Annotated in this window: 19 protein-coding genes; 8 read left to right on the top strand and 11 right to left on the bottom strand. The window is 63.6% G+C overall.

Features of this window, described 5'->3' with window-relative positions:
- Nucleotides 1-351 precede the first annotated feature (351 nt).
- The 4 genes from MHX66_RS09775 to MHX66_RS09760 all read left to right on the top strand — a co-directional run bounded on the left by MHX66_RS09775 (nt 352) and on the right by MHX66_RS09760 (nt 8,429).
- Nucleotides 352-2,481, top strand: coding sequence for a mechanosensitive ion channel family protein (locus MHX66_RS09775; protein WP_239202665.1), 2,130 nt, complete (start codon nt 352-354; stop codon nt 2,479-2,481).
- 13 nt (nt 2,482-2,494) lie between these two features.
- Entirely contained in the window at nt 2,495-3,103 is a 609-nt protein-coding gene (locus tag MHX66_RS09770) for a PH domain-containing protein (protein ID WP_239202654.1), read from the top strand.
- Nucleotides 3,104-3,174: 71 nt separating this feature from the next.
- Nucleotides 3,175-5,022 carry a dihydroxy-acid dehydratase gene (gene ilvD / locus MHX66_RS09765; protein ID WP_239202652.1) on the top strand — a complete coding sequence of 616 codons (1,848 nt, stop codon included), beginning with the start codon at nt 3,175-3,177 and terminating at the stop codon, nt 5,020-5,022.
- A gap of 416 nt (nt 5,023-5,438) precedes the next feature.
- Nucleotides 5,439-8,429: an excinuclease ABC subunit UvrA gene (locus MHX66_RS09760; RefSeq protein ID WP_239202670.1), complete on the top strand. Its 2,991-nt coding sequence runs from the start codon at nt 5,439-5,441 to the stop codon at nt 8,427-8,429.
- Here the strand turns inward: MHX66_RS09760 and MHX66_RS09755 are convergent, their stop codons facing one another.
- A complete protein-coding gene (locus MHX66_RS09755) occupies nt 8,430-10,019 on the bottom strand; it encodes a DoxX family protein (protein ID WP_239202650.1) in 1,590 nt (529 codons plus the stop codon).
- Between the two features lie 50 nt (nt 10,020-10,069).
- Here MHX66_RS09755 and MHX66_RS09750 point away from each other — a divergent pair, with 50 nt between their 5' ends.
- Nucleotides 10,070-10,237, top strand: coding sequence for a hypothetical protein (locus MHX66_RS09750; protein WP_239202645.1), 168 nt, complete (start codon nt 10,070-10,072; stop codon nt 10,235-10,237).
- On the opposite strand, the gene gatB is transcribed toward MHX66_RS09750, so the two are convergent.
- The 7 genes from gatB to gatC all read right to left on the bottom strand — a co-directional run bounded on the left by gatB (nt 10,234) and on the right by gatC (nt 19,456).
- Complete coding sequence (gatB, locus tag MHX66_RS09745) at nt 10,234-11,760, bottom strand: Asp-tRNA(Asn)/Glu-tRNA(Gln) amidotransferase subunit GatB (protein WP_370646301.1); 1,527 nt, start codon at nt 11,758-11,760, stop codon at nt 10,234-10,236. The genes MHX66_RS09750 and gatB overlap by 4 nt on opposite strands.
- A 229-nt stretch (nt 11,761-11,989) precedes the next feature.
- Nucleotides 11,990-13,507 (bottom strand): HNH endonuclease, encoded by a 1,518-nt coding sequence (locus tag MHX66_RS09740; protein WP_370646300.1) that lies wholly within the window; start codon nt 13,505-13,507, stop codon nt 11,990-11,992.
- A gap of 342 nt (nt 13,508-13,849) precedes the next feature.
- The gene (locus tag MHX66_RS09735; protein ID WP_011273801.1) at nt 13,850-14,878 is read right to left on the bottom strand and encodes an ATP-dependent 6-phosphofructokinase; all 1,029 of its coding nucleotides are present in this window, start codon (nt 14,876-14,878) and stop codon (nt 13,850-13,852) included.
- A gap of 137 nt (nt 14,879-15,015) precedes the next feature.
- Nucleotides 15,016-16,440 (bottom strand): MFS transporter, encoded by a 1,425-nt coding sequence (locus MHX66_RS09730; RefSeq protein WP_239202668.1) that lies wholly within the window; start codon nt 16,438-16,440, stop codon nt 15,016-15,018.
- Between the two features lie 32 nt (nt 16,441-16,472).
- Nucleotides 16,473-17,156 (bottom strand): NUDIX domain-containing protein, encoded by a 684-nt coding sequence (locus tag MHX66_RS09725; RefSeq protein WP_239202641.1) that lies wholly within the window; start codon nt 17,154-17,156, stop codon nt 16,473-16,475.
- Nucleotides 17,157-17,400: 244 nt separating this feature from the next.
- On the bottom strand, nt 17,401-18,903 hold the full coding sequence (gene gatA / locus MHX66_RS09720) for an Asp-tRNA(Asn)/Glu-tRNA(Gln) amidotransferase subunit GatA (protein WP_239202639.1): 1,503 nt from the start codon (nt 18,901-18,903) through the stop codon (nt 17,401-17,403).
- Nucleotides 18,904-19,150: 247 nt separating this feature from the next.
- Entirely contained in the window at nt 19,151-19,456 is a 306-nt protein-coding gene (gatC, locus tag MHX66_RS09715; RefSeq protein WP_239202636.1) for an Asp-tRNA(Asn)/Glu-tRNA(Gln) amidotransferase subunit GatC, read from the bottom strand.
- 63 nt (nt 19,457-19,519) lie between these two features.
- Between gatC and MHX66_RS09710 the strand changes: the two genes are divergently transcribed.
- Nucleotides 19,520-20,191 (top strand): amino acid-binding ACT domain protein, encoded by a 672-nt coding sequence (locus MHX66_RS09710; RefSeq protein WP_239202634.1) that lies wholly within the window; start codon nt 19,520-19,522, stop codon nt 20,189-20,191.
- 35 nt (nt 20,192-20,226) lie between these two features.
- On the opposite strand, the gene ilvA is transcribed toward MHX66_RS09710, so the two are convergent.
- The 3 genes from ilvA to MHX66_RS09695 all read right to left on the bottom strand — a co-directional run bounded on the left by ilvA (nt 20,227) and on the right by MHX66_RS09695 (nt 24,508).
- Nucleotides 20,227-21,825, bottom strand: coding sequence for a threonine ammonia-lyase, biosynthetic (gene ilvA, locus MHX66_RS09705; RefSeq protein WP_239202633.1), 1,599 nt, complete (start codon nt 21,823-21,825; stop codon nt 20,227-20,229).
- A 213-nt stretch (nt 21,826-22,038) separates the two neighbouring features.
- Nucleotides 22,039-23,577 carry a cation:dicarboxylate symporter family transporter gene (locus tag MHX66_RS09700; RefSeq protein ID WP_239202632.1) on the bottom strand — a complete coding sequence of 513 codons (1,539 nt, stop codon included), beginning with the start codon at nt 23,575-23,577 and terminating at the stop codon, nt 22,039-22,041.
- A gap of 256 nt (nt 23,578-23,833) precedes the next feature.
- Entirely contained in the window at nt 23,834-24,508 is a 675-nt protein-coding gene (locus tag MHX66_RS09695; protein ID WP_239202631.1) for a 3'-5' exonuclease, read from the bottom strand.
- 213 nt (nt 24,509-24,721) lie between these two features.
- Between MHX66_RS09695 and MHX66_RS09690 the strand changes: the two genes are divergently transcribed.
- Together MHX66_RS09690 and MHX66_RS09685 are read left to right on the top strand one after the other, a co-directional pair.
- Entirely contained in the window at nt 24,722-26,716 is a 1,995-nt protein-coding gene (locus MHX66_RS09690; RefSeq protein WP_239202629.1) for a VWA domain-containing protein, read from the top strand.
- Nucleotides 26,717-26,741: 25 nt separating this feature from the next.
- A partial coding sequence (locus MHX66_RS09685; protein WP_239202667.1) for a hypothetical protein occupies nt 26,742-26,913 on the top strand: 172 nt, incomplete at its 3' end.

Below are 26,913 nucleotides of genomic sequence, written 5' to 3'. Positions count from 1 at the left end.
CCCCGGCTCCCCTGAGCTTCCCCCTCCAGTTCTCATCCGCGGCTTCCCTCCAGTTCCCCTCTGGCACTCAGCCTCAGCGCAACCGAAACTCCAATGCCCTCCCGGTCGCCACGTACCCGGCGGCGCGATTACCCCGGCGACGCGGTCACCACGGTCGCTCCGCCGCAGTAGTCACGGTCGCCCCGCAGCTCTGTAGTCACGGTCGCCCAGCCGCAGTAGCCACGGTCGCCTCAGCGCGCAGAGCGCGCACCTGAACGCGAGCCGTGAATCCCGATGGAATCTTGCCAGAATTCGGGCAGAATCCTGGCGGGGCGCTCGCCCCGGCCGTTTCCGGGACTACGGTGGGGAAGCATGTTGAAGTTCTATGCTTTCCAGCTCTGGGAATGGGTGGTCGTCCACGGCCTTCCCTTGACTGCACTGGTCATTATCGCAATTTTGATCCCCCGCGTGGGGCGTTTGGCGATTCGCATTGTCAGCAACCGCTTCAATGAGGGCGAGGAGGCCACCAAATCCCGCCTCGCCCTGGTCGGAGCGTTGGTGTACGTGCTGCAGGCGATTGCGTACTTCGCGATCATCATGCTGGGACTGACGAACCTGGGTGTACCCGCCATGGGCGCCGCCCTGCCCGCAACCGTCGTCTCAGCTGCTATTGGTTTCGGCGCACAGAACGTGATCGGCGATTTCCTCGCGGGGTTCTTCATCATCTCGGAGCGTCAGTTCGGCGTGGGAGACTTCGTTGCCTTCGACGGCACGTCCAGTGACATTTCGGGCACGGTTGTGGGGCTGACGTTGCGCGCGACGAAGGTCCGTACTGCCTCCGGCGAGGTGGTGACCATCCCGAACGGCTCCGCGGGTGTGATCACGAACTATTCACAGGATTGGTCTCGGGCAGTGGTGGACTTGGCTGTTCCCCTCCAGCCGGGCGAGTCCATGTCGCAGCTGACGGATCGCGTGGAGGCCACGGCTGCGAAGGCACTGGGGGATCCAACTATCGCCGGGGACGTCACTGGCGACCTGGAGGTTTTGCCGGCTACGGACATCGTCGCTCCTACTGCGGCGGGTCAGTCTTGGCAGGTTAATTTCCGAGTCATGGTCGTGGTGAACCCGGCGCGTCAGTGGGCTGTGGAGCGTGTTCTGCGCTCGGCTTTGGTGAATGTCTTCTGGGACCGTTATGACATGCCGCGGGTCTTTCTTGATGGTTCTGACGCCCACTCCTCCCCCGCTGCCGATCCCAGGAAGGCTGTGGCAGCGGATTCCGCGCTGGCGCCTACGGAGGTCTTGCCCGCCCAGCACGGCCTGCGCAACCGGTCAGCTTCAGTGGCTGATGGTTCACAGAGCGGCTCTGCCGAAATCGCTGATTCAGTGAACGGAGACAAGGCGAAGGGGTCCGCAGCGGGGAGCGAGGCTATAGCGGCGCACGGAACCGCGTCGGCGCAGGAAACCGCCGCCATGGACACTGCCGCTATGGATGCCGTGCAGGCTGAAGGGGCTGACCGGGCTGGCCAACTTGCACAGCCCGGCCAGGCTGCACCGGCTGACGCGGCTGCTCCGGCTGACGCCTCTGGCAAAGCTGACGCGTCCGGCACGGCTGCACCGGCTGACGCGACTGCTCCCACGGCCGACGGCCCTGGAGTCCGTCCCCTCGACAGCGATGGAACCATCGGGCGGACGCAGTCGGTTCCCTCGCAGCACGGCCAATCCGCCGCAGACGCCACCTCCAGCTCTGACGGCGAGGACGGCACGGCAGCTGCCGCAAGCGGTGCAGGCCGCGCCGGCGGCGCAGGCGGTGCTGGCACTGGAGTCGGCGTGAAAGACAGTCAAGAGAATGCCGGTGAAGAGGATGCCGACGAAGAGAAGGAAAAGCTCCAGGGCATCTGGCGCAACGAGGAACACTCGTCCAAGTTCAAGAGAATCATGAGCGTCGGCGGCCGCACCCGCCCCTCCACCACCGGGCTGATCCTGGCACTGCTGCTAGTCGGCGGCTTGGCGCTGGCCTCCTCGAACCCAGAGGGCGGAGACGCCGGCTGGCTCTCCCCCGACTACTGGCGCGACCGCCCTTCCAACAGCGCGTCCACTGAAGACCCCGAGACCTCCGAAGCAAACGATCAATCCGGGGATAACTCCACCGATCAGAACAACCCCACCTCTGACCCGAGCTCCGACTCAAACGCTGAAACAAGCACTGGAACAAACCCTGGCACAAACACCGACGCAAACTCTGACGCGAATAGCGGCTCAAACTCCGGTGCAAACTCTGATCAGACCGCCAACCCGAACCCCGGCGGAAGCGACGGATCACCCAACGGGACAGCCAATGAGCCGAACAGTAACTCCAATGACAACAGTCCCAACAGCGGAAATGGTGGCGTCCAAAACAACTCCAACAACAGTGGCACCGGCGGCAACACTATGAACGGCGCTGCACCTCGCGCTATGGGTGCGACGAGTACGCCCAATGCAACCGACACCACCCACGGCTGATTAAATGAACACCATGAACTCGAAGGTTTTCCACCCCAGCCGCGAACACATCCTCGGCGGGTTCGTCATGTTCCTGATCTGCTTGCTATTCACGGGCTATAAGGTCGCCTGGTTTTTCTGGGTTCCGCTAGTGCCACTAGTGTTTATTCTGTGGACTTTGTGGGTGCGAACCACCGTCACCGACAAAGCCATCACCACGCGCTACCTCTTCCGCGCAGGCAAAACCATGCAATGGGAAGACTTCCGCGCGCTCCGCTTCAACCGAGCAGGACGCGCCTACGCCGTAGACAACCAAGAGAACACCATCTGGCTACCGGGCGTGACCTTTAACTCCCTGATCGACCTGCACAAGGTCAGTGGCGGACGTATCCCCGACCCCGTCAGCCCAGCGCGCGCAGCCACGGACGACAAAGTGCAGGTCGTCAACAAGGACGGCTACGCCGTGCTCATGGATAAGGACGAGTACAAGGAATACGAAAAGCAGCGCCGCCGCGAAGCGGGAGTCGACGCGCCAGACACCGATACGCCCGGTACGCCGGATGTAGGCGCGCACAATTCCACCGCGCAGAGTGAGCACACGCCCGGCACCGACGCACAGGACAAGGGCAACTCCGGCAGCTAAACGCCGAGAATATAAACGCAAAGAATATACACGCCGAGAATACGAACGACGAGAAGAGAGCCGAAAACAGCATGAACGCCATCCCATTGAGATCCGCCGTCACCACCCAGGGACGCAACGCTGCCGGCGCCCGCGCCCTGTGGCGTGCGACAGGCATGACGGATCAGGACTTCGAAAAGCCCATCATCGCCATTGCGAACTCGTACACGCAGTTTGTACCGGGCCACGTACACCTGAAGGACGTGGGAGACATCGTCGCAGACGCCATCCGCGAAGCTGGTGGCGTTCCTCGCGAATTCAACACCATCGCCGTCGACGATGGTATTGCTATGGGACACGCGGGCATGCTCTACTCGCTGCCTAGTCGCGAAATTATTTCTGACGCCGTCGAGTACATGGTCAACGGCCACGCCGCCGATGCGCTGGTGTGCATTTCCAACTGCGACAAGATCACGCCCGGCATGCTGAACGCTGCCATGCGTCTGAACATCCCGGTGGTGTTCGTCTCCGGCGGTCCGATGGAGGCCGGCAAGGCCGTGGCCGTTGACGGTGTTGTGCAAGCTCCGACGGATCTGATTACCGCCATCTCCGCCTCTGCATCCAACAAGGTCGACGCACAGGCACTGCTGGAAGTTGAGTCCGCTGCCTGCCCGACGTGCGGCTCCTGCTCCGGCATGTTCACCGCCAACTCGATGAACTGTCTAACCGAGGCGCTGGGCCTGTCCCTGCCGGGCAATGGTTCCACCTTGGCAACTCACGCCAAGCGGAGAGACCTGTTCACCAAGGCTGGCACCACCATCGTTGAACTGTGCCGCCGCTACTACGGCGAGGGAGACGCCTCCGTCTTGCCGCGAAACATCGCCACCCGTGAGGCCTTCGAAAACGCAATGGCGCTGGACATGGCCATGGGCGGATCTTCCAACACTGTGCTGCATATCCTCGCAGCTGCCCAAGAGGGTGAGGTCGATTTCGACCTGCACTCTATCGACCAGCTGTCCCGCGAAGTGCCGTGCCTGTCAAAGGTGTCCCCGAACTCCGACTACCACATGGAAGATGTCCACCGCGGAGGCGGCATTCCCGCCATCCTCGGTGAGCTTTACCGAGCAGGCAAGCTGAACGAAGGCGTACACTCCGTTCACTCCGCCACGCTGAAGGAATGGCTGCTGTCCTGGGACATCCGCTCCGGCGCTGCCACCGAGGAAGCCATCGAGCTGTTCCACGCCGCCCCCGGCGGAGTCCGCACGACCGAGCCATTCAGTACTGAGAACCGTTGGTCCAGCCTGGACACCGACGCAGAGGGTGGCGTCATTCGCGATGTGGAACATGCGTACACCGCCGATGGCGGTCTGGTTGTCCTCCGCGGCAACCTCGCCGAAGACGGCGCCGTAATCAAAGCCGCGGGTGTTGATCCGTCGATCTGGCACTTCGAAGGCAAAGCGCTAGTCGTCGAATCCCAGGAAGAAGCCGTGCGCGTGATCCTGGACAAGAAAGTCAAGCCGGGCCACGTGGTAGTCGTACGCTACGAAGGCCCCGCCGGCGGACCGGGAATGCAGGAAATGCTACACCCGACCGCTTTCCTCAAGGGCGCAGGGCTTGGCAAGGAGTGCGCGCTAATCACCGACGGTCGATTCTCCGGAGGCACGTCCGGCCTGTCCGTCGGCCACATCTCCCCTGAGGCTGCTCACGGCGGCTTGATTGGCTTGGTCCGCGACGGGGATCCGATCACGATCGACGTTCACGAGCGCCTTCTGCAACTGAACATCTCCGACGAGGAGATCGAGCGCCGCCGTGCCGAAATGGAAGCTTCCGATAAGCCCTGGACTCCCACCACTCGTCAGCGCAAGGTCACCAAGGCGCTGCGCGCTTATGCCGCGATGGCAACCTCCGCTGACCGCGGAGCCGTCCGCGAGGTGAAATAGCCACCGCGCCCCAGCAGCCAGCGCGCGGGGCCATAGGGCGCGTGGCCGCACGCTGCAGCGGTCGTGTGCCCTCCGCATACTCCAGCGGGCGCTTGCCTCAGCCGGCGGTGCTGACGGTTGATCGGCGGCGCAGACGTCCCGCACAGCCGGCATCCCCGGGTCGCGGCCTCCCGCACGGCCGTAGTCTGGAGGGCATGCATGATTCACATCTCCAGCCCGATGCAAAATGCGCAGACACCAATGCAGTCGAGGCTGACAGTGCCCGCGGTGGCTGTAACACCGGCGGCACCAGCGCTGTCAGCGGTAATGTCAGCGGCCACAGCGCTCGCGGTAGCAGCGCCTGTGATTGCGCCAGCAGCGGCGCTCGCGGCGGCGACGACGCCAACAGACGCGGCGGCAGCGTCGGCGACGACGGGATGATCCACGTCCGAGACGCACACTTGCGCAACCTCAAACACCAAGACGTCTCGCTGCCGCGCAACGCCCTGGTGGCGGTGACGGGCGTATCCGGGTCGGGGAAATCTTCACTGGCGTTTGGCACGCTGCACGGGGAGGCTCAGCGGCGGTATCTGGAATCGGTCGCACCGTTTGCGCGCCGACTGATCGGCGGAGCGGTAGACCCGCGTGTGGGGTCCGTGGAGGGGCTGCCGCCGACTGTCGCGCTGCAGCAGGGGGCGCAGGCGGGCGGAGCGCGCTCGACGGTGGGAACGGTTTCAAACCTGTCGAACACGATCCGCCTGCTGTATTCCCGCTGCGGTGAGTACCCGGCGGAAGTGCGCGAACGCCACGGCGGGCGTCTGGATTCGGATAGCTTCTCCCCTAATACGACGGCGGGAATGTGCCCGGAGTGTCAGGGCACGGGAGTCGTGCATGAGCCGACGGAGGAGTCCATGGTTCCGGACCCGTCGCTTTCCATCGACGAGGGCGCTATTGCCGCTTGGCCCGGCGCGTGGTTGGGGAAGAATTTCCGCGATATCGTCGCGGAGCTCGGTTTCCCTATGGACATTCCGTGGCGGGAGATCCCAAAGGCCGACCGAGATTGGATCCTTTACACCGATGAGCGGCCGGTGGTGACGATCCACCCTCACCGGGGTGCGGATCAGATTCAGCGGACGTATGAGGGCACTTGGCGTTCGGTGGCTTCCTATTTGCGGAAGACGTTGGCGGAGACGGGTTCCGATTCCACGCGACGCCGCGTCCTGTCATTTATGAAATCTTCCCGCTGTGGAGTGTGCGATGGTCGTCGACTTATTGTCGACGCCCTTTCCGTGGAATACCTCGGCCTTCCCATCGATCGCCTTGGGGCGCTTCCTTTGGAGGAGGTTCTCTCTCGCTTCGCTGAGCGCCGCGCAGTCGTGTCCCCCGGCGGAAACTCTAGCGCAGCGGTGACCACGAGGCGAGAGGCAACCGAAACTTCAGTAACTTCAGACACTGAAGCCACAGAGGATGCTGCGGAATCCCCCGCCGGCGGGGGTTCCAGCGCAGCCGCGTCCCCCGGTGGAGGTTCCGCCAGCGCAGCCGCACCCGCCGGCGGAGATTCCGCCGGCGCGGAGGCGGAGCGGATTCTGCTGGAACAGGCGATCCCTACGCTGGAGTCTGTGGTAGATCTCGGCTTGGGACATCTGAGCCTGGATCGTGCCACTTCCACCCTGTCGGCGGGTGAGCTGCAGCGGCTGCGGTTGGCGTCCCAGCTGCGGTCGGGACTTTTCGGAGTGGCATACGTTTTGGACGAGCCGTCCGCGGGGCTGCACCCCGAGGAGCGCCGCGCAGTGATGCGGCTGATCCGAGGATTCCTCGACGCAGGCAACAGTGTCCTACTGGTCGAACACGACATGCACCTGGTTGCGGAGGCCGACTGGATCGTCGACGTCGGCCCCGGCGCAGGCGAACTCGGCGGGGAGATCCTCTACTCCGGCCCGGCTAAGTCCCAGAACCCGACCAAACTCCGGGACCCGAACGCCTCCCAGGCTGAGAGTTGCTGCCCGGCCCCATCCCAAACACCGGAAGCAAACGCCACCCCAGTCGCAACTTCAGCCGCGACCACTTCTGCCCTGAAAGCAAACCAACATCCAGTTGTACCTCAGAGCCGAGTGACAGCCCGGTACCAGGCAGCAGACGACAGCCCGGCAGGAGACGCAGCCCCAGCCAGGGGTTCCAGCCCGGCCGGCGCTGGTGACACGGACACTGCTGACCGCGCGGATGTTGGCCGTGCTGAATACTGCCTTTGCTCTGACACTTGCGACGCCGGCGGTCCGGACGTCGCTGGCGGCGCGGGCCTGGCGGAGTTGGACTGCCCCACCGGGCGGGCCCTCGCCGCCGGGCCGCTGAAACTGACCACCGACGCCGAAGCGCGCACCCCCTCCGGCACACTCAGCCTCACGGACATCAACGAGCGCACCCTGAACGGCCTCAACGTGGAATTCGGCCTCGGCACGTTCACTGCGATTACGGGAGTCTCGGGCTCCGGCAAGTCCACGCTTCTGCACACACTGGCCAACTCACTGCGCGAACGGGTGAAGACGACGGTCGACGACGGAGACGTGGCGTCCAAAAAAGGCCCCGCAGAAGAAACAGGCTCCGCAAGGGCAACAACGGCCGAACTCAGCGCAGACCTCAACTCAGACATTGCCATCAACCGGTTGGTGCAAATCTCACAGAAGCCCATCGGCCGAACCCCCAGATCCTGCCTCGCAACGTACACCGGACTATTCGACCGCGTGCGGAAACTCTTCGCGCAGACCGACGAAGCGAAACGGCGTGGCTGGACCGTCTCCCGGTTCTCGTACAACGTCACCCAAGGACGCTGCCCCACCTGCAGCGGAGAAGGGCAAATTGAAGTCGAGCTAGTGTTCCTGCCCGGCAGCTACACTCCCTGTCCCGACTGTCACGGCGCGCGCTACAACTCTGAAACGCTGGAAGTCACCTGGAACGGGCGGACAATCGCGGACGTGCTGGAATTGACCGTCGCTGAGGCGCGGGAGGTCTTCGCCGATGAAGATGCAATCGCCCGGGCGCTGCGGGCTCTATCGGCTGTCGGGTTGGATTACCTCCGGCTCGGACAGCCGGCCACGGAGCTGTCCGGCGGCGAGGCACAACGAATCAAGTTGGCCACGGAACTGCAGCGGGCTCAGCGGGGACACACTGTGTACCTCATGGATGAGCCGACCACCGGCCTACACCCTGCGGACGTGGATCTGCTTGTGACGGAGCTCCAGCGGTTGGTCGACAAGGGGAACTCCGTGGTGGTTGTGGAGCATGACATGCAAGTTGTTGCGCAGGCGGACCGGGTGCTCGAAATGGGGCCGGGGGCTGGCGCGCGGGGCGGCCGGGTTGTCGCAGACGGAAGCCCCGCCGCAGTGGCTCAGACGGACACCGCGACGGGGCGTGTACTAGCGGAAAGGAGCTAGTTAGTTGAACGGGTTGCCTCCGCCGACGCCGAGCCACAGCCCGGCGGTGGCCGCCGCTGCGACTACGAAGAAAATCCATGCAGACGCCAACGGTCGGGTTGCCCATCCTCTGCTGCGGTCAAGGCTGATCCGGCCGGGGCCGAGGAAGATGAGGCTTATTGACGCCACCGTCAGCGCCGCCCACAGTTGGACGTGAGGGTTCAGGCCGTATGGCCATAGGGTTCCCTGGAAGCTGTCAAGGTTGTGGAACGCCATAAATCCGCCGACGATAGTGGCGAGTGCCGCACCGAATGGTGTGACGAGGCCGAGGAGCAGTAGCCCGCCGGCGACAACCTCCGCGACGGGGATGCCGACGGCAAGGATGTCGGTGAAGTTGTAGTTCTCCAGCTGGCTCTGGAATACGTCGACGCCCGGGTCTCCGCCGAAGGCGAACAGCGTTTGCAGGCCGCGTACCAAGAGGTACGCGCCCAGCACCGCGCGCAAAATGAACAGTCCGAAGCTGGTGGTACCGCGCTTAACTTCTGCGCCAGCGCCCGCGCCCGCCGCGTCGCGGTCTGCGCCCGCCGCGTCGCGATCTCCCCCAGTCACACCAGCATCAACAGCCGTGTCAGCCCCAGCGGCCGTGTCAGCGCTGCCAGCCACGCCCGCGCCAACCACTCCAGCACCTGCAGCCCCAGCTGCCGTTTCAGGGGCGGTAACCGCGCCAGTAGCCGATCCCGGCGTGTCGGCGCCGCCAATCTCAGAACCATCAGACGCGCCGGCAACACCCGCGCCCGCCGTGCTGCGGTCAGTGTCCGCGCCAGCAGCCGCTCCGGCGCCGGCGGCCGAGCCCACACCCGTCGCGCCACGGTCAGCGCCAGTCACGCCAGCATCAGCAGCCCCAGCAGCCGCGCCGGTCACACCAGCGCTCGCGGCAGGGGCCGCGCCGCTCTTCGCCTGTCGGCTGAAGGCCTGATCGTTGGTCGAAGCGGTGGGCTGCTCCGCCGGATTGGCGTCATCAACCTTGCCCCAACGGTCGGACGCGCCGCTGGCCGCGCCCACATCAGCACCAGCGCCGGCAGCGGGCTGGGAGGAGTCCAGCTTCGACAGATCCACTTCCGGCTCCGACGGGCGGCTTTCAATACGCTGCGGACGCGCCCGGCCAAGCACCGCATAAATATCCCGCTTGGCGGGCTTCTCCTCTACAGGAGTTTTAGCCGAAGCGTCGGCCGACGTGTCAGTCGACGCACGCTCCGAACCAGTGTCCGTGTTCGGAGCGCCCTCAGCCGCCATGGCGACCGCAGCGCCCGACTCGGCCGGCTCTGACGTTTTCGCCGACTTCGCCTCTCCCCCGGAAGCCTTCCCCCTCTCTGGGGCTTCGGGCTTGGCATCCCCTGCTGCTGACGCTTCCGCAGTCTCTTCGCCGGCAGCTTCCTCGCCGGGCTTGTCGATTTTGGTCGCCTTGGCGGGAGGTGTGGCGTCCGCGGGCTTCTGCGCGTCCCGACGGTAGACGGGCACGTCGATGTCGTTGTTCAGGTCATCCGCCAGATCATCCGCGGAGTTGCCGAACAAAGCGTCGTCTGGACTGTTGGGCTTCGCGTTGTTATTCACGCACCCCAGACTATTCTGACCAGCGCGATTTGCGCGGGAGGTCACTCGGCATGTCTTCGATGGCATACTCCATCGGCTGTGTGCCTGCCGAGTTTCCGCGCACCTTTCGACTCCGACGGTCCGGCATTTCCGGCGAGTCCGGCGGGCCCGACATTTCCAGCGTCCCCGGCTACGGCAGCGCTTCGCCTCTGCAGCCCATTGGGCTCGGGCGCCGCTAGCTGAGCTTCTTAGCGATCAGTTGGTTAACCTGCGCTGGGTCTGCCTTGCCCTTGGTGGCCTTCATGACGGCACCGACAATCGCGCCGGTGACCTTCTTGTTGCCCGCGCGGTACTTTTCGACGATGTCCGGATTTGCGGCCAGGGCTTCGTCGACTGCCGCTTCGATGGCGCCGTCATCGCGCACGACTTCCAGGCCGCGCGCTGCGACGACCTCGTCGACGTCGCCTTCGCCTGCCAGTACTCCGTCGACTGCTTGCCGTGCAAGCTTGGTGGTGAGCTTGCCTTCGTTTACTAGTGACGCCACCCGCGCCACCTGAGGCGGCGTGATGTCGAGACCGGAAAGTTCCACGCCTTGTTCGTTTGCCTTGCCTGCGAGGTAGGAGACCCACCAGGAGCGAGCTTCGTCGGGCTTGGCGCCTGCTTCGACGGTGTCGACCACTAGATCCAGGGCGCCGGCGTTGACGAGATCGCGCATTTCCTCGTCCTTCAGACCCCACTCCTCCTGGATGCGGGCGCGGCGGATCCACGGCATTTCCGGCAGGGTGGCGCGGATTTCTTCGACCCACTCGGCGGGGGCGAGTACGGGCGGCAGGTCCGGGTCGTTGAAGTAGCGGTAGTCCGCCATGGTTTCCTTCGGGCGCCCCTTGGAGGTGGTGCCGTCAGTTTCCTGGTAGTGGCGGGTTTCCTGAACGATTTCCACATCGTTGACGAGGCAGGCTGCCTGGCGCTGCATTTCAAAGCGTACGGCCTGCTCGACGGACTTCAGTGAGTTGATGTTCTTCGTTTCGGTGCGCGTGCCGTATTCGGTGGTGCCGACGGGGCGCAGGGACAGGTTGGAGTCCACGCGCATGGAGCCTTGGTCCATGCGCGCGTCGGATACGCCAAGTGCCTTGACGAGGTCGCGGAGTGCGGAGACGTATGCCTTCGCAACTTCTGGTGCGCGTTCGCCGGCGCCTTCGATCGGCTTGGTCACAATTTCAATCAGTGGCACGCCTGCGCGGTTGCAGTCCACGAGGGAGGCGGTAGCGCCGTGGATGCGGCCGTCTGCGCCGCCGAGGTGGGTCAGCTTGCCGGTGTCTTCTTCCATGTGGGCGCGTTCAATCTCCACGCGCCATTCGGTGCCATCTTCCAGTACGACATCGAGGTATCCGTCGTAGGCGATGGGCTCGTCGTACTGGGAGATCTGGTAGTTCTTCGGCTGGTCTGGGTAGAAGTAGTTCTTGCGTGCGAAGCGGGACTTCGGAGCAATCTCGCAGTTCAGCGCCAGGCCGATCTTGATGGCCCACTCCACGCCCAGCTTGTTTACGACGGGCAGCGCGCCCGGCAGGCCGAGGCTGCATGGGTCGACGTTGCTGTTTGGTGCGTCGCCGAATTCCGCGGAGGACGTGGAGAACATTTTCGTCTTCGTGGCGAGTTCGACGTGAACTTCCATGCCCATTACCGGGTCGAAGCGCTCCAGCACTTCGTCGAAGTCCATCACATCATCGGAGTAATCGTAGACAGGCGCAGTCATGCCAGCCATCTTAATACGTCTGCGCAACTGTGTGGCGTTAGGGTCGCTGGGCGCTGCCCCGGCGGGCGCCAAAGGCTGTCCCGGCTCCGGATACCCCTGGCGGCCCAACGCGCCCGCACTGCATGCCGCACTGTATGCCGCACCGCGCCGGCCCAGCCTTCGAGGACCTCGACATCTTCGCGACGTGTACGCGTCAGCACTGCAACACGGCAACGCAGCTCCGCGCCTGCCTCGCGTTTCAGTGCCCCGGCGGTTCGCCGCGTCTAGGCGGGCTCGGCGGTTCGCCGCGTCCCGTCGTTTCGACACAGCCCGGCGAGCCTGGCGGCAGCCAGGTGACGCGCCCACTTATGCGCGCCATCCGCCCGCGGCCGCGTTGCCCGTTCACGCCATTGTGATACGGGCACAAAAGTGTCATGTTTTCGGGATTTGTTTCTCCACCTTTCGCAAATTCCTGCAGGTGGTGAACTTGGCATTCACTCGCCGGACGCCCACATCCCGGCCAGGAACATCGCGTCGTTTCGGCTTCCAGCATTCGGCGCTGTTTTGATGACGCCAACCGCTTCACCCTGTACAAATTCACCGGCCCTTGCTCCGGGGCTATCAGCGTGATGCAATCCCCATCCTTCAACATCACGCTTGCCATCTTCGCCGCGCCCGCAACAGTTGCCGCGCCTACAAGACCTGCCACACCGGCTGAACTCGCCGTAAGCGCCTCCCCCGCCGGGCCCGCAGAGGTGCTGTCTGCCAAGCCTGCGGGCACCGGCTCAGCGCCCGGCAACCGTTCAGCGCCCAGCGCCGGCTCAGAGCTCGGCGGCCGTTCGGCTCCGGGCGGCTGCACGGACTCAGCGCTCGGCGGCCGTCCAGCCCCCGGCGGCGGTTCAGCACCCGCCGTGTCGACCACACCGCCTCCGCGCCATTTGTCAAAGACCCCAGCTTGAGCTGCAATATCAAGCGTAGGCGCCGGTGTCACCGCTGCGTCGGTGCCTGAGGCGTCGGCGATCGAGGCCTCAGCGAATAGAGCCTCGGCGATAGAGGCGTCGGCGATTGAGGCCTCTGCAACTGGCGTGGATAGCTGGCGGGGAAACCCGGCGTCTTCTAGGCGACGGGCGACGTATTCCGCCCCGGTGAGGACGGCTCCGTTGGTGGCGCGCAGCTCGATCTCATCCCCTTGGCCGCTGAGTACCTGAATGTAATCATCCAGGCTGACCACAACATTGGTGGTCAGCGTGCTGCGTTGAATGGTGCGATTGTCCGTGAGCCATGCCAGTGGGTCCAGACGTGCAGACTCCCAGATCTCCGACATGCGGTGCGACGGCCCCGTGAACTGGATGGTGGTCTTCGTGCCGTGCATAATCCGGCGTCCTCCGTCATCGGGCACCCGCGGCCCCTGCATTTCCCGCCGCAGCTGCGTCGCCCGGCGTGAAATCGCTGCATAGTCTCCAGCGGTATTGCATAGCGCTTCGGTGAACACATAACGCTGCTTGATCCCCAGCATCCGAGCTCGCTCAGCGATCAGTATCAGCACGTCCAAGCCGTGTCCGTTGCGCTGGGCGGCTTCCAGCGCCCGCTTCTTGTATCGCGAGTACGCCACCCCGGAGAAGTGTTCCGCTGCCCGCGCCACGCTCCGCGCATACTCGCGTTCCAGTGGGAGCTGCTCGGCGGGCGTGCCAATGGCTTCTGTCAGCAGCTCCACGCCGTGGCGCTGCGCGTCCGCCACTTGACGCTTGAGCTCTGCGAGCTGCTGCAACTTTTCCATGCCCCGAACGCTAAACCATGCGCAAAATTTCTGCCCCGCCCCGCGCGACCGCTTGTGGATAACTTGCCCTCTTTGCCAGCGTTTTCCACAGGCTTTTCAATTCCCCCTTGACAATTCTCCGCCAGGCGTGCTGTACGAAGCACGCATCCCCAGCATGCGACGCTTGCCACTAAACGCACGATTGCCCGGCCCTGCCCGGCGCTGGCTTAACGTCGGCCACACAGCGCGCCCTTCCTGTGGCGCCTGGCTCTGCCGCCATTGCGCCGCGCTAGGCTGCTCGCGCGCCTGCGCCGCCCTGCGCCCCTTCAGCGTCCGCGGCGTCTGTGCTGTCCGCGCCGTCCGCTAGCCGAACAGCGAGCGTGCCGTTTCGTAGCGCTTCTCGGGAACTTCCTTCAGCGTGCCGACGGCCTCTTCAAAGTCGATCAGCTCGATGCTGCCGCCCTTCAGCGCAACCACCTTGCCGAAATCTCCCCGAATGGCGGCCTTGGTAGCATTCACGGCAAAGCGGGTTGCCAGAACGCGGTCGAACGCGGTGGGGGTTCCGCCGCGCTGGATGTGCCCCAGCACGGTGGAGCGCACGTCAGTATCCAGGCGGTTTTCGATCTCCTTGGCGATCAGCGCGGACATGTCTTGGAACTTCTCGTGGCCGAACTGGTCCACCTCGCGTTCTGCGACGTCAAGAGTTCCTTCCTTTGGCAGTGCGCCTTCGGCTACGACAATGATGCCGTACTTCTCCCCCAGCTGGAATCGACGAGCCATGCGGCGGCAGACGTCATCGATGTCGAAGGGGAACTCCGGAATCAGAATCTCGTGCGCGCCACCGGCCATGCCCGCGTGCAGCGCGATCCAGCCGACGTGGCGCCCCATGACCTCCACGATCATCACGCGGTCGTGTGATTCGGCGGTGGTGTGCAGTCGATCGATTGCATCGGTAGCGACGGCGACGGCGGTGTCAAAGCCGAAGGTGTAGTCGGTTCCGTTGACGTCATTGTCAATGGTTTTCGGCACGCCGATTACTGGCACGCCGTTGTCGTGCAGGAAGCGCGCGCCTTTCAGAGTGCCTTCGCCGCCGATGGGGATCAACGCATCGATACCTGCATCCTCAAGGTTGGCTTTGACGCGGTCGATACCGGCCATGAAGTCGTCGGGGTGCAGGCGTCCGGTGCCGAGGATGGTGCCTCCGCGGCGCAGAATCCGGTCGATAAAGTCGTCGTCATACAGTTGCACACGACGGTCTTCCAGCAGCCCCTGCCAACCATCTTCGAATCCGACGACGGTATGGCCTTCCCCGGCCGCTGTCCTCACGATGCCTCGGATAACGGCGTTCAATCCTGGGCAGTCTCCACCACTGGTCAAGGTCGCAATACGCATGTTTTAAAGTTTAGCGATACCCCGCCGGATGTGCCGGGCGGCATGTTTTGTTGCATTTCCCGGGGCTTCGCCCGCACGGTTTTTCTTTTCGGGTCTTGCTGGCCGTTGCCGGTCTTTTTTGTTGAATTTTTTGACGCCTACTCGTCTCCGCGGCTGACCTCTGGCCTAGCCATGGCGGAAGCCACTGCGCCGAGGATCAGCATGATGGCCGCGGGTAGTAGGGAGTCGCCGAAGGCTTGGGGGCCAGCTACGCCGATCCGTGCTTGGACGACGGCGGCGATAACTGCGGCCCCTGTGACGGCGCCGAGTTGGCGGGTGGCGTTGTACATTCCAGAGCCCGCTCCGGCGAACTGGGGCGGCAGGTCGCGCAGGGTGGTGGTGGAGTTTGGAGCCCAGACGAAGGAGTTTCCGAATCCGAGGATCACGAAAGCCCCGATCATCATCCACAACGGCCGCTCAGGCCTCATAGAGAACACCAGCGCGGCCACGCCTGCGGCCATCAGGCAGAACCCGGTGACGGCGAAGCGGCGGGGTTCGTAGCGGTCGACCAGTCGGCCGACGAACGGCGCCATAATTCCAGCGATAATAGCCATGGGGGTGACGACGAGGGATGCCTTCAGCGGGCTGAAACGATGGACTTCCTGCAGGTACATCATCACTGGCACCATCATCCCAGCGACGGTGAAGCCCATGGTGAATATGGAGGCGTTGCCGAATGCGAAGTGGCGGCGTGTGAACAGGGCGATCGGCACCAGCGCGCTACCTGCGGACAGGCGGGATTGCAGCCAGACGAAAACCACCAGCAGCGCCAGGCCTCCGAGCAGCAGCCCCCAGATCCATGGCGCCCAGCCGGCGGGATCGCCTTCTTGGATGCCGTAGATCACCATCGTCATCGCCACCATGGAAAGCAAGATCGACGGCACGTTGATACGGTCCTCGGTTGGTTGGAACCGCGGCACCCAGCGGGCGACCATCACCACGGACAGCACGCCGATGGGCACGTTGATGAAGAACACCCACTGCCAGGTTGCGTACTGGGTGATGAGGCCTCCGAGCAGTGGCCCGGCGAGCGTGGAGATTCCCGCCGTGGCACCCCAGATGCCCAGTGCTGCCCCGCGCTTATCGCGCGGGAAGATGCGGTTGATCACGCTCATGGTCTGGGGCGTCAATAAAGATCCGCCAATACCTTGCACGGCGCGGGCAGCAACAAGTGTTTCGATACTGCCGGCCAGCCCGCAGGCAAGCGACGAGAGCGTGAAGATCGTCATTCCCGCGATGTAGAGATTCTTCGGGCCGAAGCGGTCGCCGAGCCGGCCGGTAACCATCAGCGGCACCGCGAACGCCAGCAGGTAGGCGCTGGTGACCCACAGCACTTGGCCATAATCAGCCTGCAGGTCGGCCTGGAATGCTGGTGTGGCGACGGCGACGATCGTTTGATCCAGCAGGATCATGAAGAAGCCGATGCACAGCGCCACGAGGGCGCGCCATGCTTGCGGCAGTGGAAGCGGCAGCGCGGGGTAACTCCCGTCGCTCAGCTGGCTCTGCCGATCTTGTGCGCTCATCTGAGCGCGGCTCTGGGACTGAGCTGAATTCATTAAAGGGAGTCTACTGCTGCCCGGATGACGGGCAAACTGGCCTTAAACTCCGGCATCAGTGGAAGATCCTCCAGCTGGTCGATGGGTTGCCACAGTAGCTCCAGTGATTCGGCGGTCGGGTGCAGTTCCAGGTGCTCGGAACAGGTGGCCAGGACGGTGGTGTACGTCCACTCGTTGATTTCCGGGTTTTCGTATTGCCACCAGAATGTGCCGCCGAGTCCGAAGATTCCGTGGGCGTCTAGCGATGCGTCGAGGCTGGGGTGTCGGACGGGGAAATCCTGCAGAGCCTTGCGGGGGTCTCCGCTGCGTTCGACGATCTTCTCGACGTCGGCGAAGAGGTGCCATTCGTCGTCGCGGACGGGCAGGCGGCAGTACGCAACCTTGACGGGAACGATGGAGGTGACGATTTCTCGGTGTACTTTTACCGATGACGCCCCCACGCCTGTCTCTTCCCACGTTTCGCGGAGGGCGCCGTCGGTGGGTGATTCGCCGACGTCGATGGCGCCGCCGGGCAGAGCCCAGGTTCCGCCGCGGTTGGTCCACTTGGCGCGGTGCTGCATCAGTACGTGGCGGTCGTCGGTGACGAGGAACAGCCCCGCCGCGCCGAGGACTCCCCAGCGTCGGGACCCGTCGGGATCCTCGACGAAGCCATCGCCTGTGTAAAGTTCGGGAATTTTACCCATGTCCCCCACCATACGCGGATCCTCGGCCTCCGCCGCGGGTCGCCCGGCCCTGACCATTTCAGCGCCCCGTCCTCGGCAGAACTATGCGGCTGGGTAACCGCAAGGCCAGACTGACCGCCCTGCCCGCCGACTCTGGGGCAGCCAGACCGGCCGCGGGCGAGCCGGCCGAGGTCTCCGTCACCGGCGGCTTTGCCCAGTCGGTTTGCGCCCGACCGGTTAGGCGCGGCCAGCTAGGCGCGGCCAGCTAGGCGCGGCCGGCCTCGAAGGCGGCGCCAACGCGGTACAGGCGGTCGTCGCCGTGCGCCGGGCCCATGATCTGCAGGCCGGTCGGCAGGCCGGAGTCGCTGGCGAAGCCACCGGGCACGGACATGCCGCACACACCCGCCAGGTTCAGCGGCAGGGTGAACAGGTCGAACATGTACATCGCCAACGGGTCATCGACCTTCTCGCCGAGCTTGAAGGCGGTGGACGGCGTCACGGGCGCGACGATCGCGTCGACCTGCTCGTAGGCCTTAGCGAAGTCCTGGGAGATCAGGTTGCGCACGCGCTGAGCCTGCAAGTAGTAGGCGTCGTAGTAGCCGACGGACAAGGCGTAGGTGCCCAGCATGATGCGGCGCTTGACCTCCGGGCCGAAGCCTTCGGCGCGGGTCAGGCTCATCACCTGGTCGGCGGAACGGGAGCCGTCGTCTCCGCGGCGCTGGCCGTAGCGCATGCCGTCAAAGCGGGCCAGGTTGGAGCTGACCTCACACGGCAGGATCAGGTAGTAGGCGTTCAGCGCGTGGTCGAAGTTCGGGCAGTCGACCTCCACCAGCTCAGCTCCCTGGGACTTCAGCTGCTCCAGGTTGGCGTGGTAGGTGTCCAGCACGCCCGGCTGGAAGGCCTCGGCCCGCTCGAACTGCTTAACCACACCCAGCTTCACGCCGCTCAAGTCTCCAGAGGCGCCCTGCTTCGCAGCCTCAAAAACCGGTGCGACGGCGTGGGAGGAGGAGGTCGAGTCGTTGGCGTCATGCCCCGCAATAACCTCGTGCAGCAGCGCGGTATCCAGAACCGTGCGCGCCGTCGGGCCACCCTGGTCAAGCGAGGAGGCGCAGGCCACCAGGCCGTAACGGGAAACAGTGCCGTAGGTCGGCTTCACGCCGACGGTGTTGGTCAGCGCGGCGGGCTGGCGGATGGAGCCACCCGTGTCCGTGCCGATGGCCAGCGGAGCCATGCCCGCGGCCAGCGCCGCCGACGAGCCACCGCCGGAACCACCCGGCGTGCGCTCCAGGTCGTAGGGGTTCTTCGTCGGGCCGTAGGCGGAGTTCTCCGTAGAGGAGCCCATGGCGAACTCGTCCATGTTCGTCTTACCCAGGATCGGGATGCCGGCGGCGCGCAGTCGCATGGTGACGGTCGCGTCGTAGGGGCTCATGTAGCCTTCCAGCATCTTGGAGGCACACGTGGTCGGCGCGTCGGTGGTGGTGAACACGTCCTTCAGCGCCAGCGGCACGCCGGCCAGCTTGCTGGTCGGCTGGTCACCGGCGGCCAGCGCGTCGTCAACGTTGGAGGCCGCCGCCAGCGCCTCGTCGGCGCCAACGTGGAGGAATGCGTGGATGTCGCCGTCGATCTCGCCGATGCGATCCAGGTGGGCCTGGGTTACTTCCTGGGAGCTGATCTCGCGCGCGTGGATCTTCTCCGCCAATTCCGCGGCGGTCCAGGTGGTGAAGTCCGAGTCGTCCCGGGAACCGACGATGTACTTGTTCTCAGCCATGAGTGTTCCTACAGTTCCTTTGGTTCTTTAATTTCTTTGGTTCTTTAAAGCTTGAACTCTTTAAAGCTTGGAGTTCTAAACGTTCGTTGTTCTAACGGTCTTTTAGCTTTTTGACGCCACCCGCAGCAACTGTGCCGCAGCCCCAGTAACACTACCGACGGCCCTACCCTGAGGTGCCTGTCAGCGCCCCGCGGTGTCTGCCGGCGCCCGCCAGCTGCTCCGTCGAGGTGGTTCGCTTCGAGCCGACCTAGTCCGCGAGGATCTGCGGCACCTCGAAGCGCTGCTCGCTCTGCTTCGGTGCCTGGTCCAGGCCCTGCTCTGCGGTGAGGCTCGGAACGACCACATCTTCACGCATCACGGCGACATCACCGTCAACGTTCTGAGTGGGGTGGCTCAGCGGCTCAACATCCTCGGTGTCTACCTTCCCAATCGCGGCCACGTGATCGACGATCCCGTCGATCTGAGCTGCGTATTCATCCAATTCCTGCTCCCCCAGGTCCAGGCGAGCCAGGCGGGCCAGGTGGGCAACATCTTCGCGCGAAATCTCAGACATGGGTTCTACTCTAGCCAAGGCAAGTAACCCCCGTGGACTTCAGGTGGCGCTAGTATCGGTGCCATGTCTTTCCTTATGCGTGTGCGTATGCCCGATACCCCCGGTTCCCTCGGCCTGCTGGCCATGGCACTGGGGACCGTCGGCGGTGACATTCGCGGTGTGGACATCGTCGGACGCCCAGAGCAGGATAAGCCCGACTTCGTCATGGACGACATTGTCGTCTCCTTGCCATCTGGGCATCTGCCCGACAGCCTGATCACGGCCACGCAGGAGCTCGAGGGTTTCTACGTCGACTCGATTCGCCCCTTTTCAGGTTCCATCGACCGACGCGGCCAGATTCAGATGCTGTCCGGGGTGGCGGAGAAGCGGCGTCATAAAGAAAAAGCGCTAGAGATCATGATGCAGGACCTGCCGCGCTCCATGACGGCAGGCTGGGCGGTCGTGCTGGATACGTCACCGCGGACGCACCGGGTGGCAGCTTCCCCCGCCGCGCCGGAAGACAACGGCAAGGAGCTAGATCATCCGCCGCTGGACGAAGCGCGCGTGCTGAACCCAGAGCGCGAGGATTGGATCCCCGAGAACTGGGCGGTCATGGATTCCGCGCTGGCGGGCACGCCGATCGAGGGCACGAGCCTGCTGCTGATCATCGGGCGCCCGGGTGGGCCGGACTTCCTGCTCAGCGAGGTTGAGCATTTGCGCCAGCTCGGCTCGATTTTCGGCGCGTTCTTCAGCTAACGCTGCGCACTTAGGCGTACCACCCGCGTGCCGCGCTATTCGGCGCTGATGAAGAAGTCGTAGGCCGGACTGTCCGTCACGTCCGTGGCGTGATAGCCGAGCTGCTGCAGGTGCTCCTGGAATTCCGCGTCGCCGGAGACGTCCTCGAAAGCCGCCAGCACGCGGCCGTGGTCCATGCCGAAACTGCGGTAGTGGAAGCCGGTGATGTTCCAGCGGGTTCCCAGGACTTCCAAGAAGTGCAGCAGGGCTCCCGGGTTTTCGGGGAACTCGAAGCTGTAGGCGGTTTCGTCGACGTGCTGGCCGGGAGTGCCGCCGATCATGTAGCGGACGTGTTCCTTCGCCACGTCGTCGTCGGACAGATCGACCACGCCGTAGCCTGCCTCGCGGAGGTCTTCGGCGATGGCCTTGCGCTCATCCTCGCCGTTTTTGAGCTTGACGCCCACAAAAATGCGGGCGGGCTTCTCCCCATCGCGCTGGCCGACTCGGTAGCTGAATTCTGTGACGGCGCGATGGCCGAGGATCTTGCAGAATTCGAGGAAGGCTCCCTCGCGCTCGGGGATGCTCACGCCGAAGATACCCTCGCCGCCCTCGCCGATCTCCGCGCGTTCGGAGACGTAGCGCAGGGAGTGGAAGTTCACGTTCGCGCCGGACAGGACGTGTGCCAGGGTCTCCCCTTCGACCTGGTGGTCGGCGGCGTAGCGCTTCAGGCCTGCCAGGGCGACGGCGCCGGCTGGCTCGGCGATGGCGCGCGTGTCGTCGAAGATGTCCTTGATGGCGGCACTGATCTCGTCGGAGCTGACGGTGATGACGTCGTCGAGGTATTCGCGGCAAACTCGGAAGGTTTCGTTGCCGATCTGCTTGACGGCCACGCCTTCTGCGAAGAGGCTGACGTGGTCGAGAGCCACGGGGTGTCCGGCGGCTAGCGCATGAGTGAGGCAGGCGGATTCTTCGGGCTCCACGCCGATGACCTGGATGTTGGGGTCTAGTTCTTTGAGAAGCACGGAGATTCCGGCGGCCAGCCCGCCGCCGCCGACCTGCACGAAGACGCGGTCGACGTCGGGGCGGGATTGGAAGATCTCCAGCCCGGCGGTGCCTTGGCCGGCGATGACGGCTTCGTCGTCGAAGGGGGCGACCCAGACCATGCCCTCAACCTCGGAGAGTTTCATGGCCTTGGCTTTGGCTTCGTCGAAGTTTGCGCCGTGCAGTAGTACTTCCCCGCCGAAACTGCGGACGGCGTCGATCTTGATGCTGGGTGTCACTTCTGGCATGACGATGACGGTGCGGATGCCGAGTTCCGTGCCTGAAAGCGCTACGCCCTGGGCGTGGTTGCCAGCGGAGGCGGCGACGACTCCGCGGGCGCGTTCTTCGTCCGTGAGCTGGGACATGCGGTTGAACGCGCCGCGGATCTTGAAGCTGTGCACGGGCTGCAGATCTTCACGCTTGACCAACACTTCGTTGCCGATGCGCTTGGACAGCGTTTCCATGTTTTCGAGTGGCGTGTTCGTGGCCACGCGGTAGACGGGGGCGGAGACGATCTTCTTCAGGTATTCCGCGCCGGAGATCGCCTCCGTGTTTGGGGCATGCCCTGCCGGGGCGTTCTCCTCGCTTACGGGACGTGAAGCTTCATGTGACATGCGCTTCAGTATAGTCCTGCCGGTGATCCCCCTTACACGGCAGTCCCCTGCTGCCGCGCCGGACACTTCCCCGCCCGCCGCGCACTCGCCCGTCCGCGTCCGCCGGGCGGCCACCGCGCACCTATCCGGGCTGCGGTTTCCGCCACCGCCCGGCAGACACCGTCAGCGGCCGGACATGTTCAGCGTCCGCCCACGCACTTCCGCGCCGCCACGTTATTGCTGGCGGTAGTCGTCCAGGTTCACCTGCGGGGTCGGCTGCAGGTGTGCCGTGGCAGGGTTCTTCACCGACGGGTACTTGAGGTTGACGTTGTGGTCGTCCGCGGCCTCCACGTACGGGTCCTCGCCGTTCAGCACCCGCTTGACCTGCTCCTTGTCGACGGTATGCGTCCACTTGCCGACCAGCAGGGTGGCCACCGCGTTGCCGGAGAAGTTGGTCAGCGCACGAGCTTCGGACATGAAGCGATCGATGCCGACGATGATGTCCACGCCGCCCAGCAGCTCCGGTCGGTGGGACTGCAGGCCGGCCGCCAGCGTGGCGATGCCAGCGCCGGACACGCCCGCCGCTCCCTTGGAGGCGATGATCATGAACACCAGCAGGCTGATCTGGTCTCCGAGTCCCATGTGGACGTTCATGGCGTCCGAGATGAAGATGGCGGCCATAGTCAGGTAGATGGCAGTACCGTCCAGGTTGAAGGAGTAGCCCGTCGGCACGACGATGCCGACCGTGGACTTGTCCACACCAATGTGCTCCATCTTGCGCATCAGGTTCGGCAGTGCAGACTCCGAGGAGCTGGTGGCGAAGATCAGCAGGTACTCGCGACCCAGGTACTTCACCAGCTTGAAGATGTTGAATCCCGTGAATACCCGCAGGATCAGACCCAGGATGCCGAAGACGAAGATCACACAGGTGATGTAGAAGCCGAGGATCAGCACACCCAGCTGCAGAACGGCCTTGATGCCCGTGCCGCCGACTACGCCAGCCATGGCGCCGAATGCGCCAATCGGAGCGAGCCATAGGATCCAGGACAGGATCTTGAATACCAACTTCTGCAGCGTGGCTACGAAGCCGAGGATCGGCTCGCCGGCCTTACCCATCGATTGAGTGGCAAAGCCCACCAGCAAGGCAATGAACAGCACCTGCAGGATCTGGCCACTAGTAAAAGCGCTGAAGAAAGTGTCCGGGACGATCCCCTGGACAAAGCCCACCAGGCCTTCGGCCTTCTGCTCTTCGCCGTTGCCGAAAGTATTGCTTCCGCCGGTGCTCAGGTTCAGGCCATCGCCCGGCTGCAGGATGTTGCCGACCACCAGACCCACTGCAAGGGCAAAGGTGGACATCGTAACGAAGTATGTCAGCGCCAGGCCGCCTGCTTTACCTACTGACGCCGCAGACCTCACCGAGCCAATTCCCAGCACGATTGTGCAGAAAATCACCGGTGCGATGATCATCTTGATCAGGCTGACGTAAGTGGTGCCCAGCTCTTTAAAGCCCTTGGCTGTATCTGGCGCCACGAGGCCAAAGATAATGCCGGCGATCACGGCGATGATCACGCCGATGTACAGCCAGTGGGTGTTGTCTTTCTTCTCCCTTTTAGACTCCGCGATCTGCGGAGCAGAAGCGACGGCGTAACCAGGAGCGGCCTGCTTCTCCTGGGAGCTCTGTACGGCTGAGCGCTCGTCAGCTGAGTGTTGCCCAGCTCCGCTGAGTTCAGCGCCATTGCGCCCTGCGCCCTGGGGATTGCTTTTATCGTCCATGATCCCTAGTGCCCCATTTCGGTGTATTCAGATGTTTTCTGTATTCAGCTGTCTTCTTCAGGCGTTTACCTTCTTGAAGCGTCTGCCTTCTTGAAGCGTTGGCTCCCATCCCCTACTGCGCCATTGACTTCCCTTCGAGTTCGGCTGGGGCCGAGTGGGCGTCAATAAGAAACAGGGCGAGAGAGCCTCTACACCTCTATTCTGCTCCTAGGTGGAGATAAGAAACAAATGGGTGCTGCGATACGATTTCGCCATACTATTCAGCAAGCGGCCAAGCGGTGTTGACCTGCACATCCTTGCCCTTTTTCTGGAACCACTCTTGCAGTCCCTTCTGAGACTCGTAGAACCACGTGGCCTGCGAAAACATCAGTTCATCTGCTGACATCTGTGTCACCTCGGGATACTTGCGCGCCAGCATCCACGCCACACGGGCGGCAGCCACTGCATCCGCCGTCGCCTCGTGGGCGTTGTCCAAATTCACGCCGTAGTGCTGGCACACGCTTTCCAGGGTGCGCTTGCCCTTACGGTACTGATCCTTTGCCCTATCAACCACATAGGGATCGAATACCGGCCCGTCGATGGTGAAGCTAGGCTCCAAGGCGCGCAGAACGCTGAGGTCATAGGCGGCGTTGTAGACGATCAGCGTGGCGCCGGAGCGCCATGCCTCCCGGATGCCCTCGATGGTTTTGGCCAGCACTTCTCCATGATCCTGGCCGTGCTCGCGGGCGTACTCGGTAGTGATGCCGTGGACGTCGGAGGCCTGCTGAGGAATCTCCACGCCGGGATCGGCGAGCATCTCGATGTCGTTTCGCTCGCGCCCTTTGATGGTCACAAGTGCGCTGGTGACGATGCGGGCGGTCTTCGGGTCTACTCCAGTGGTTTCCAGGTCGAAGCTCAGCATGTGTGCCGGGTCAAAATGCGGTGCAGTCATGGTGACCACTTTATAGGTGCCCCCGGACACCCCTCGTTATCGTTCAAAACAGTACGTTCTTCATGCGGGTCAGAGCTTTGTTTCCTAGTATTTTCTTCACAACAAAATTCTTTTACCGGGAACTTTTTCCGCGCCGGGAACATTATGCGCCCGCGTTGCGTCCCACCCTTGTAAAACAAAACTTCGCAGTATCTAGAAAGGCGCTGATCCCCCTTGCACCCAGCTAGCCACTCTCCCAAAGCCACAGCGAAACAACCCACCCCCTGGCGCCTCACCCTCGCGCTACTCGCCTTCCTCACCATCATCGCCCTCCTGCCCATCCTCGCCGTCAACGCCAACGCCGAAGACGACAACAACGGCAGCGATGGAAGCACTAGCAGCAATGACGCCGCCGGCGGCGACAGCAAAGTAGCCGTCGTCCTCGACGCCTCCGACTCCATGGCCGAAAAAGACACCGGCGACGGTGGCACTCGCATGGACGCAGCCAAAAAAGCCGCAAACGACACTATCGACACCCTCGCCGATTCAGCCCAAACCGCAGTCATCGCCTACGGCTCCGAAGAATCCAACGCCCCGGACAACCGCGACAAAGGCTGCCAAGACATCACCACCCTCGCTTCCCTCGGCAACAACAAGCCCGAAGACCTCGAGGACAAGATCAACGGGCTAGAGCCCAAGGGCTACACCCCCATCGGCAACGCCATCAAAAAGGCCGCCGACGAGCTCGGCAGTTCCGGCAAGCGCAACATCATCCTCGTCTCCGACGGCATCGACACCTGCGCCCCACCACCAGTCTGCGACGTCGCCGAAGACATCGCCGGCGACGGCATCGATCTAGCCATCCACACCGTAGGGTTCAAAGTGGATGACAAGGCCCAAAAGGAACTCGAATGCATCTCCGAAGTCTCCGGCGGCACCTACACCTCCGCAGACGACACCGAAGCACTCACCGAAGCCCTCACCGACGCCGCCCAACGCGTCGCCGGCAACTACGAATCCGCCGGCACCCCAGTCCAACTAGCAGACAACGCCACCGACGGGTTCTACCTCGGCGAAGGCCTCTACCAAAGCACCCTGCCTTCCCCTAAGGGATCCAACAAGGACGGCGACGAAAAGTGGTTCAGCATCAGCGTCCCCGAAGGCAAGAAGGCGCAGGTAACTGCAAACCTGGTTCCCGTTGGCTTCGAGGGCGGTGACCACATCTACTACAACGTCGACGTCGAATATAAGAACGACAGCTGCAGCGACAAGGGCTCCGGCCACTACAACGGCTCCAATTGGCCCGGCCCGCCAGAAGCGGAGACCGTCACCATCGAACCGGATGAGGACTGCGACCCGACGAAGTACCGCGTGAAGCTGAACCATACCGGTACCGAAATTGACCACGACCTGCCGGTCGAGATCATGATCGGCTTTGCGCCCGAAGTTGACGGCGCCGATGCCGGCCCGGAAAACGATCGTGAAGTCCCGGAGGGTGAAGACAAGGATAAGGTCAAGGTGCCTAGCACCACTCCGAAGCCGACCCCCGGTGGCAATGCCTACAACAACGCAACCGAGATCTCCCCGGGCACTGTGTCCGACACCCTGGTTCCCGGCGAGACGAAGTTCTACCGCATGAATGTCGACTGGGGCCAGCGCCCCATCGCAGAGGTTGAATTCGATAGGAAGAACACGGACGATTCCCGTAACGGCGACATTTACGTGGCGTCGCCGCGCCGCGAAGTCACGTCAGAGCAGACAATTCGGACCCTCGACAAGGATGTCCCCACCACCGCACGTGCTGTGGGTACGCCGTACGTTTTCTACCGCAACCGTGAAGGAAACGTTGGGGATTCGCAAGCTTCGGATGCCGGTCAGTGGTATGTCATGGTCACCCTCGAGGGCTACGACGATAATGGAAAGCAAGCAAAGGACATCGAGTTCCGCCTGTCCACCGCATTGGAAGGCAACAAAGTCGATGGACCGGAGTGGCGTCAAACCCTAGAGCCCGGACCGGAGCCCACCCCCGATCCGCCAGGAACCAACGACAACGGCAACGACGGCCAGGAGAACAACGGCAACTCCAACGACGACGAGTCCGACGTCCAGGCCAAGGACATCGACAATACTTCCCAGAGCAACACGATCCTGTACATCGGCCTGGGAATCCTGGCGCTCATTCTGATCGCAGCAGTGGCGGTCTACTTCACCGCCGTCCGCCGCAAGTAGATCCGCCGCAAGTAGACTAGCGGGGGTGAGTACTCAATCCCGCTGGCAAGAACTCGCTGACCAGGTGCGCCACCACCGGCAGCTCTACTACTACGGCGAACCGGAGATCTCGGACGCGGACTTCGACGCCCTGCTGCAGGAGCTCAAAGACCTAGAGCAGGCCCACCCGGAAATCGTCACCGGCCCTTCCCCCACCG

Origin of the sequence: Corynebacterium sp. ACRPH (assembly GCF_022347285.1) — a bacterium.
In the GTDB taxonomy this organism is placed as follows: Bacteria; Actinomycetota; Actinomycetes; order Mycobacteriales; family Mycobacteriaceae; genus Corynebacterium.
This window is presented reverse-complemented; position numbering and strand designations above follow the sequence as displayed.

What these genes read in the sequence shown, in the direction of transcription:
- MHX66_RS09775 (WP_239202665.1), top strand. Translation starts at nt 352, where the DNA reads ATGTTGAAGTTCTATGCTTTCCAGCTCTGGGAATGGGTGGTCGTCCAC.
- MHX66_RS09770 (WP_239202654.1), top strand. Translation starts at nt 2,495, where the DNA reads ATGAACTCGAAGGTTTTCCACCCCAGCCGCGAACACATCCTCGGCGGG.
- ilvD (WP_239202652.1), top strand. Translation starts at nt 3,175, where the DNA reads ATGAACGCCATCCCATTGAGATCCGCCGTCACCACCCAGGGACGCAAC.
- MHX66_RS09760 (WP_239202670.1), top strand. Translation starts at nt 5,439, where the DNA reads ATGATCCACGTCCGAGACGCACACTTGCGCAACCTCAAACACCAAGAC.
- MHX66_RS09750 (WP_239202645.1), top strand. Translation starts at nt 10,070, where the DNA reads ATGTCTTCGATGGCATACTCCATCGGCTGTGTGCCTGCCGAGTTTCCG.
- gatB (WP_370646301.1), bottom strand. Translation starts at nt 11,760, where the DNA reads ATGGCTGGCATGACTGCGCCTGTCTACGATTACTCCGATGATGTGATG.
- MHX66_RS09740 (WP_370646300.1), bottom strand. Translation starts at nt 13,507, where the DNA reads ATGGAAAAGTTGCAGCAGCTCGCAGAGCTCAAGCGTCAAGTGGCGGAC.
- MHX66_RS09735 (WP_011273801.1), bottom strand. Translation starts at nt 14,878, where the DNA reads ATGCGTATTGCGACCTTGACCAGTGGTGGAGACTGCCCAGGATTGAAC.
- MHX66_RS09730 (WP_239202668.1), bottom strand. Translation starts at nt 16,440, where the DNA reads ATGAGCGCACAAGATCGGCAGAGCCAGCTGAGCGACGGGAGTTACCCC.
- MHX66_RS09725 (WP_239202641.1), bottom strand. Translation starts at nt 17,156, where the DNA reads ATGGGTAAAATTCCCGAACTTTACACAGGCGATGGCTTCGTCGAGGAT.
- gatA (WP_239202639.1), bottom strand. Translation starts at nt 18,903, where the DNA reads ATGGCTGAGAACAAGTACATCGTCGGTTCCCGGGACGACTCGGACTTC.
- gatC (WP_239202636.1), bottom strand. Translation starts at nt 19,456, where the DNA reads ATGTCTGAGATTTCGCGCGAAGATGTTGCCCACCTGGCCCGCCTGGCT.
- MHX66_RS09710 (WP_239202634.1), top strand. Translation starts at nt 19,520, where the DNA reads ATGTCTTTCCTTATGCGTGTGCGTATGCCCGATACCCCCGGTTCCCTC.
- ilvA (WP_239202633.1), bottom strand. Translation starts at nt 21,825, where the DNA reads ATGTCACATGAAGCTTCACGTCCCGTAAGCGAGGAGAACGCCCCGGCA.
- MHX66_RS09700 (WP_239202632.1), bottom strand. Translation starts at nt 23,577, where the DNA reads ATGGACGATAAAAGCAATCCCCAGGGCGCAGGGCGCAATGGCGCTGAA.
- MHX66_RS09695 (WP_239202631.1), bottom strand. Translation starts at nt 24,508, where the DNA reads ATGACTGCACCGCATTTTGACCCGGCACACATGCTGAGCTTCGACCTG.